Origin of the sequence: Leptolyngbya sp. FACHB-711, from assembly GCF_014695615.1 — a bacterium.
Lineage (GTDB): Bacteria > Cyanobacteriota > Cyanobacteriia > Elainellales > Elainellaceae > Leptolyngbya_A.
In genome coordinates this window covers 1-7,432 of the sequence record NZ_JACJOR010000297.1, presented here as the reverse complement: position 1 = coordinate 7,432, position 7,432 = coordinate 1, and the positions used below count along the sequence as shown (strand labels likewise).

Sequence of the window (7,432 nt, the reverse complement as noted above, 5' to 3'; positions counted from 1 at the left end):
GTTGCTCTCAGACGCTCTAAACCTCAAACATTGCCGCTAACCCTTAGTTTGAGAGGCTTTTGCTTGTACTCCCTACTGCTGGATCACCAAAAGATGGGATGAGCCGAAACGGAATTTCATGCCCTCTGCAATTTGGGAAATCTACCCGCTTGTAGCTCAGATGCTCTACATCGTGCGCTTTCAGTAGGGGAATGATCGGGTCACGTCCAAACAGAAGATTGAGGGCAATCTGACGCCGAAGCGACTGCTTCCAGCCTTTGCTGTTGATGTAGGCAACATATTGAGGGGATACAGCACGCTTTCCCATCACCACGCCTCGCCCTTGACGAAGCATCCAGAGAGCCAACCTCGCAGCCCTCGCTGCCCAACTTTCGTGTTAGCAGCAAGATCATGGGCACTGGCAAAAAGAGGAGTGAGGGCGATCGCCTCATACCAAAGATTGTCTGGTTCACCCGCAGTCCTGCCTGTAAGCTGCACCGGATCGCTCTGGCGAACCACGCCGACTACAGTGCGAGGGTCAGGATCGGGCGCTGATCGAAAGTTTGCGTTCCCCGGTGTTCTGTTGCAGGACTTGATGGTCAAAATATCGATTTGTTCGCTTTGATCGGCGGGCGCTGGCGTAATCAAAGGCTGCCTGGGTGCTGCGGCAACAGCCGGAGAAGCTGTAGAAGCAGGAGCAGGGGCAGCAGACTGAGCAGATGGTGCTGCTGTTGCTTGAATTGGGGAAGGGGCTGCTGTCGCAGCGATAGCAGCAGGCTGAATCATTGCGCTGGAGACAACTCGTCGTTGTCTTAATGCAGTTGCTTTGGACTGCTGCCATGCCAACGCAGAAGTAACACCAAATGTTGCTATCCCTGCATAAAAAATTATTCGGCTGAGTTTCATGGGGGACTCCTAATAGGAGGAAAATCGGGGTTTCGGGGTAGTTAGATGCAAACTGCAAATTTGGGGGTTTCGGGGTACTTTCGGGGTAATCGGGGTAAGTCAGCCAATCGCGGGAAATAAGGTAGGAAAAGCATTTGGGCGATCGGGGTTTTTCGGAGTGATTATCAGGGTAAAGCTCCTACCCCGACCAATTCAGCCCCAACCCCGCCGATTTCCCGCCAATTTACTCCTCATTTCGGGGTAAAAATCGGGGATCGATTCGGGGTCGCCAGAAGGCTTCGGGGTTTTCATCGGGACGGGCACGAAACTCCCCGATGCCCAGATCGTTGAGCTGGTGCAGCAGGATTTTTAGCGCAGCCGTGTCGATGTTACGGTCCTTGCCCCAGTTGTCTCTGAGCTTGGCAACGACAAACCAGCCCTCCGCGTCGGCGTAGCGATTACCTTTTCCGTAAACGTATCCCAGTAGCTCTAGCCCTCGCTCTGGCAGTTGGGTCAGGTCAGGGAGGTTAAAGCGTTCCTCCAGCCGATCGCGCTGTTCATCTAATTCCTCCGCGATCGCCTCACCGTCGTCATCCACCGGGATGTCCTCGTCTATGTCCTCGTCTATGTCCTCTTCATCCTCATCAAAGGCTTCAAGTTCTAGCACTTCTTCCTCTTGACTAGAGGCAGGCACCGCCAGCGCAACGGTTTCGATCGCGCCCAAGGCGTAATGTCCTGGCGGGGGCATGGTTGCAATAAACGGACGTAAACCAGGGGCTTTGACTAGGCAGAAGTATTGATCTCCCCGTTCGACGCGCAGGTGGTATTGCTCCTTCCAAAAAGCTTTATCGGCATTGCTGATCTTTGTCTTTAGCTCTTCTTCCAGAGCACGAGGGATGTTCTCCCCGATGAAGATGTTGACGGACTGGTCAAAGTCATCCCGGTTCATGCCCAGCCGGGAGCAGAGCGGGGATTGGGCGATATACGCCACTTTCAACCCCTTACCTCTCTGCTTGGTCAAGCCTCGTCCCAGTTTCAGTCCCTTCCTGAGCATCCGCGTCAGGTGTTTTTGCAGCGAAATTTTGCCGCGCTCCGGCGGGTTTGCTTCATCGATCGCACGGGCTTCGTCCATCAAAATCTCAGCTTCATCTAGCACAAACAGTTCAGGCGCAAACTCTGGTAAGGGTTTTCCTGCTTCTTTTGCTTTGCGAGCCAATCGGAAGCGAGAATCGACAATTTGCTCCAATGCACTCACGCCCCGAAACGACTCCTCCACGCCCTTGTAGTTGGGGGTGAACGTGGACCATTCGGTAAAAGGATACTTGGGGTCTGCCACGCTGAGGCGCAGCTCTACCCACACCTGCTGCATCGCACCCACAAGGTTATCCACCAGCGTTGACTTATCCGTATCGGTGTTGCCGGTCACTCTGAAGTGGTTGGCAATGCGGACAATCGTGAGCGGCCAATCGGGGTCGGCTTCGACGATCGGATCGACCTGATTTTCGGCTTCCCAATCAACGCCAGAGATGTCGATCGTCAGCACAATGCGACGATTGCTCATTTCCAGCCCTGGTTTAGTTTTGCAGTTGGGAACCTCTGCCATGATGCCTTCTAAGAGGCGGTCGTGAATCCGCTTGTAGGCATCAATCAAATTCTCAGCGTACTTGCCCTTATCGTTTTTGCCGGGGACGATCGGGAGAATGTTGAAGCTCAACTGGAATTTCTTTGTAAACGGCACAATGCGCGGGTCACGCACAATAACGCCGTGGTTATAGAGAAATTGAATCACCCGGTCTGCCAGCAGTTCGTAGGTCGTGGAGCCGTTGATCAGTTCAGGCTGTTGCAGGTTGTAGAGATAGAGCCTTTGCGATTCGATTGTCGCTTCCATATCCGCAATCAGCCGCTTATAATTCTCAATCTCCTTTTGACAAGCCCCAACCAGGGCGTTGTGCTGCTTCTCAAACTCTTCAATCAGCAAATTGCGCTGGTTATCCAGGTCTTTTTCTAGCTTGGCAGCACGGGCACTCAATTGCTCTCGTGCGTCACGCTCCGCTGCGTCCAGTTCAGCCGCCTTTTCTTCTGCCCAAGCGTAGATGGCATCGCGCTCGGCTTTGAGCTGGTTTTTCATCACCTCCAGTTCAGCCGTCTGAATCTCTAGCCTGTCCCACTGACTTTGCCAGGATTGCGTCAAGCGTTGCTTTTCCGTCTCAAACTCAACCTGCTGATTCGCCAATCCCTGTTTTAATTGCAGCAGTTCATATTCCTTTTGCTGCAACAGCGCAGCATAGTGGTCGATCGTCTGCTGGATCTGCTGAGTCGTGAGCGCGTCGTAATACTGCTGGATTTCCCACTGCTTTTGCTGAAGGGCAGCCTGGTGAGCCGCCTGCAACCGCGCCATCTGAAATTCATGCAGTGCCTTTTCCTCGGCGATCGGATCGTAAATCTCAATTTCAGGATCGCGGTAGAGCGCGGCAACCGCACAGGCAGCACCCCCTAGCCGGATTGCCCACATGAGCGTAGCAAGCAGAGGTTCTTGGGGGCGATAGCCAAACGTGAGGGTGCTACAGGTTGCCAAAACGAGCAGCCACAGTCGCGGCTTTACCTCGCGGGTAGGACGGGCAGCGAGGGGACGCAGAGGGTTTTCGGTGGGGATAATGCGGGGATAGAAAGTCATGGCTGCACCAGGCGGGATGCGGGGGTCAGGAAGAAAGCCATTTCAGGATTCAAGCCAGATATCGAGCGCAGCTCCTGCTAGGGAGATAAAGCTGTTTGGGTTGAACGGGTCGTCAGGGTCAGGCTGACGAACTTCAACCAGGGCAGAGATAGGGCATCCTGTGTGTTCAAGAGCAATAGCGATCGCATCAGATGTGCAGTTGGCATCGGTCTGAAAATCAACGTCTGGATTGCGAAAGATGACCATGTGCTTGCGGTTTTGAGGCATATAGAGTGTGAAATGAAGTGCAGTTAAAAAAGTCCCAACAGGATACCGATCGCCCCCATCACCAAGGGCAGGATTTGATCGACTCTCAGCAAGGTCGTTTGCAGGTCGTGTCGGTCGTTGGGCGACAAATCTAGCTCATGCTCCACAAGCTCAGACTGAATGAGGTAGGAAAAGCTCTCAGCGTCCTTCTGAAGGCGTTTTGCGGCTTTGATCTGACGACGACGCAGGATCTTGAGCCACTTCATCCACGCTGCCAGTCCAAATACGAGGGCAATAACGATCGCGATCAGGGTGACACCCTGCGGAATCAACGGGATAAACCACACCACCTTTAAAAGTTGGGCAATCACACCGGAGACAAGGAGAGCGGACAAACCCACCGCGATACGTTGTTCCATGATTGTGGGGTTTACGCCGCCCCACGGCGGGGCGGTAGAAACGACAGAAAACGGGCTAGTTGAGGTTGGGGTTCCCTACCCCTGCCCCTGCGAAGGAGAAGGAGCGCGGCAAGCCGACGCGAATCTCTTTCTCGCGGTACTCAGCGCGGCGATCGTCGTTGTTGAAGGTCGCTTCACCGAGGGTCAAATCCAGCGATTCCAGCCGTTGCCGGAACAGATCGCGGTTGATGTCTACCGACTGAGTTTCAAAGCTCAAGCGATCCTGTGCTGCCGTAATTTCAACCTCGCTGATCGACAGTTCTACCTGCGTCCGCTTCAGGTTGTTCCGCAAGATGTCGGTGCGGGTTTGCTCGATTGAGAGTTTGATTTCTTCCTGTCGATATTGCTCCTTCGCCACTTCAACACTTTTTTGCTTGCGCTTGGTAGTCCATTGTTCGCGCTCAAGATCGGCTTGCAAGCCCTGAATCTTGACGGAGCGAATCTGACGCAGGATGCGTTCAGACTGCTTCTTGAATTCGGACTCTGAAATGCCTGCTGGCATAGGTTAACGTCTCCTTTTTTTGACAGTGGATGTTCCATCGCTACCCCTCGGACTACTGAGGAGTGGTCTGAGGTTGGTAGTAGTAACCAGGAACGGGGTTTGCCGGAGCAACCGCGGGGGGCGCAGTTGGGGCGGGGGCGACGGGAGCAACCGGAGTCGGGGCAATGGGGGCGATCGTTGAGGGGTCAGGCAAAGGAACTGGGTCAAACGATCGGCTGAAGAGAAATCCAAACAAGGCAACTAAGGCAAAGGCAAAGGCAACCAAGCCAATCAGCATCTGCATCCCTTCCGACTTCATCAGGGCAATTAGATCCTCAAACCCGCTACCGCCCTGGAGGAAGAAAGCTTGCGGCTTGGGGGCAGAATCCATCATCGCGGCTGCTTGGTCCATGCCTGCGGCTTGTGCGCCCAGAATTATTTGCTGCATTTCTAGAAACTGCTGAAGCGTGATCTTCTGCTGTTCAAACAGCAACTCCGCCTGAGTCAACTCCTTCGGTTCCTGCAACTGGCGTTCCTCCAACCGGGCGATCGCCCGATGAACTTGCGGCATCACTTGCTGGGCAACCTGCGCGGCGACAGCAGTAGACAGGTGGGGGGCGAGCTGTTGAGCAATCATCGCGGCGGGGTCATCGGAGCGTTCTACGCCGGGGTACGGCGGTGCGGGGTAGTTCCCCGACGACGGTGCAGGAACGATGTGCGACGGTGCGACGGTGTGCTGCGCGGGTGCATACGGGTCAAAGCTGTCCCCCTGCGACGACATCGTGAACGATTGAGCCGGAGAATGAATCAGGGCAGAGTTCTGCGGCAACCGCGATTCAGTTTGCGGCGACTGAGGGGGTGCGACGGCAAATTGATTGGGCAAATACTGTGAAAGTTCACCTTTGAGTTGCTGCACCTGCGGAGTCGCAACCGCATCACACAGCTTGAGCAGCCCCGCCGTGCTATAAAAGATGCGTTCGATCGCGCCCTGTCCAGGCACTTTGATGAAATCTGTCCCGTAAGTCAGGAGAGGATGAAATTTTCTCAGTCCATGTTCGTTCAGCCCGAGCAAAATCAAAACGTTAATTCTCGGAATCAGCAATCCGTACTCTGGGTCAAGGTATTGCTGAAGGTTAATCGTGGATGCGGTTGAATTCATGAAAATCTCCAATAGTTTGCCAGAATGAAGGGCTTTAGCATGATTACTGGCTGCACTCTAAGTACCGCTCGGCTGTACTTCTAATGCCTTCGTCGTTTCCGTAATGGATTTCCCATTCGAGGTGGTTGCGTTCTCGAGCACAGGCAGTTTGCTCCCGGTAGATCCAGAGGAAAGTAGCGATAGCAGAGAGCCATAGGATTGCGGTAGTGAGGGCGAAGATACCTGCAATGGAGAGAGATCGACTACCGCGACAGCAAAAGGGCGAGGAGCTTCTCCTTGTACCCGTGAGAACGCCTTGATCAGCGTTTCACACTGGATAGAATTGCGATTCAGAGCGGTTGCGATCGCCTTCGCTCCAGCGTCGGTGATGCGATCGCGCTGGTCATAAATTCCACTGGTCAATTGAGCCAAATCTTCAACCGCCTGAGCCAGAGTTCCTGTAATTGCATCAGAGGCAGCGGTCAATGCCAGCAATTCATCGTCTGCCGTTTCAGGATCAACAGGTGGAACAGGGCTAGACGATTTATTGGACAATCGCTTATTGGATGATTTGCCATTCCCATTTGCAATTTGCTGTTCTTCTTCAGTTAACATTCAGCATTTCCTCCGGGTACTTGTGTGGATTTTGTTGGATGTCTTCAATCAGGGCATCACGAGCGAGTTCTAGACTCCGTACCCGCTTTATAAACTGAGCCACGAAAACAAACTTTGCCAGGTCGCGCTCGGAGTAAAGAGCTTTTCGACGGCTCAGACAGTAAGGTAGCCAGGGGTAGAACTGCTTCGCTTCCAACCGGTAGCTTGTGTGTTCATAGAGTGCGAGACGAAGCTCATCTCGCGTATAACCGTCTGAGTTCACAACTACGGTTGCTTTTACTGCTTGCATACAGACCTCAACGGAATCTCAACGGAAAGTCAAACGATTCTGGTCAGATTCAGGTGAACTTCTTGTGAATTAAACATAGAACACTAAATTAAAAGCAAACAATAGATAACTATGGATTCCATACAAGATCGTGAATCAGTATGAAATCCATACCAAATTGAAAAACACGAAAAAGTGTTCAGAAATCTATGTGAACACTTCTCTCAAGAGAACAATGATTTCTAAGAGCCACACAACAGCATGTCTATGCGATCGCAGATAGCTGCGGGTCTGGTTCGGCACACTATGAGAGGCTGAGAGTGTACAGTCCTTCAACCTCCCTTAACAATCTTTGTAAGGTTGAAGCTTGAACCTTACAAAACAGGAGAGGGTCTACTCATGTGGGAGCGGAGCACAGCGACATCTAGCTTACAGCGGGTTGCCAGCCCCGGTTGCTTCACTGCGTTGTGCTTTGGCTCATGCTGTGCTCAGAGCTTGAATGGCGGTTGCTAGCGACAGATTTCCCTTCAATCTGAGGGTAAGAAGTTCGCCCGGCTGGACTCGCTCAATCTGAGGAAAAAGCATCTCAGTCTCATTACAGCAAATTTCATGTGAATAGACCACAGTGATTGAACCAACCAATGGCGTCATCTTCAGTAATGAACTGAACTGCTTCCGTCATCGCTTG

The 7,432-nt window shown here is 52.8% G+C and carries 9 protein-coding genes; all 9 read right to left on the bottom strand.

What is annotated here, in order from left to right:
• Positions 1 to 43 precede the first annotated feature (43 nt).
• Positions 44 to 307, bottom strand: a complete 264-nt coding sequence (locus tag H6F80_RS11790; RefSeq protein WP_190791746.1) for a hypothetical protein — start codon at positions 305 to 307, stop codon at positions 44 to 46.
• Positions 307 to 885: a hypothetical protein gene (locus tag H6F80_RS11785; RefSeq protein WP_190791745.1), complete on the bottom strand. Its 579-nt coding sequence runs from the start codon at positions 883 to 885 to the stop codon at positions 307 to 309. Before H6F80_RS11785 ends, H6F80_RS11790 begins: the two co-directional genes overlap by 1 nt.
• 223 nt (positions 886 to 1,108) lie before the next feature.
• Entirely contained in the window at positions 1,109 to 3,538 is a 2,430-nt protein-coding gene (locus tag H6F80_RS11780; protein WP_190791744.1) for a hypothetical protein, read from the bottom strand.
• A gap of 42 nt (positions 3,539 to 3,580) precedes the next feature.
• On the bottom strand, positions 3,581 to 3,805 hold the full coding sequence (locus H6F80_RS11775; RefSeq protein WP_190791743.1) for a hypothetical protein: 225 nt from the start codon (positions 3,803 to 3,805) through the stop codon (positions 3,581 to 3,583).
• Between the two features lie 23 nt (positions 3,806 to 3,828).
• Positions 3,829 to 4,203, bottom strand: coding sequence for a hypothetical protein (locus H6F80_RS11770; RefSeq protein WP_190791742.1), 375 nt, complete (start codon positions 4,201 to 4,203; stop codon positions 3,829 to 3,831).
• 55 nt (positions 4,204 to 4,258) lie between these two features.
• Positions 4,259 to 4,744, bottom strand: a complete 486-nt coding sequence (locus H6F80_RS11765; RefSeq protein ID WP_190791741.1) for a hypothetical protein — start codon at positions 4,742 to 4,744, stop codon at positions 4,259 to 4,261.
• A gap of 52 nt (positions 4,745 to 4,796) precedes the next feature.
• A complete protein-coding gene (locus H6F80_RS11760) occupies positions 4,797 to 5,882 on the bottom strand; it encodes a hypothetical protein (protein WP_190791740.1) in 1,086 nt (361 codons plus the stop codon).
• A 57-nt stretch (positions 5,883 to 5,939) separates the two neighbouring features.
• Positions 5,940 to 6,476 (bottom strand): hypothetical protein, encoded by a 537-nt coding sequence (locus tag H6F80_RS11755; RefSeq protein ID WP_190791739.1) that lies wholly within the window; start codon positions 6,474 to 6,476, stop codon positions 5,940 to 5,942.
• The gene (locus tag H6F80_RS11750) at positions 6,466 to 6,765 is read right to left on the bottom strand and encodes a hypothetical protein (RefSeq protein WP_190791738.1); all 300 of its coding nucleotides are present in this window, start codon (positions 6,763 to 6,765) and stop codon (positions 6,466 to 6,468) included. The genes H6F80_RS11755 and H6F80_RS11750 overlap by 11 nt, the downstream gene beginning before the upstream one ends.
• Between the last annotated feature and the right edge of the window lie 667 nt (positions 6,766 to 7,432).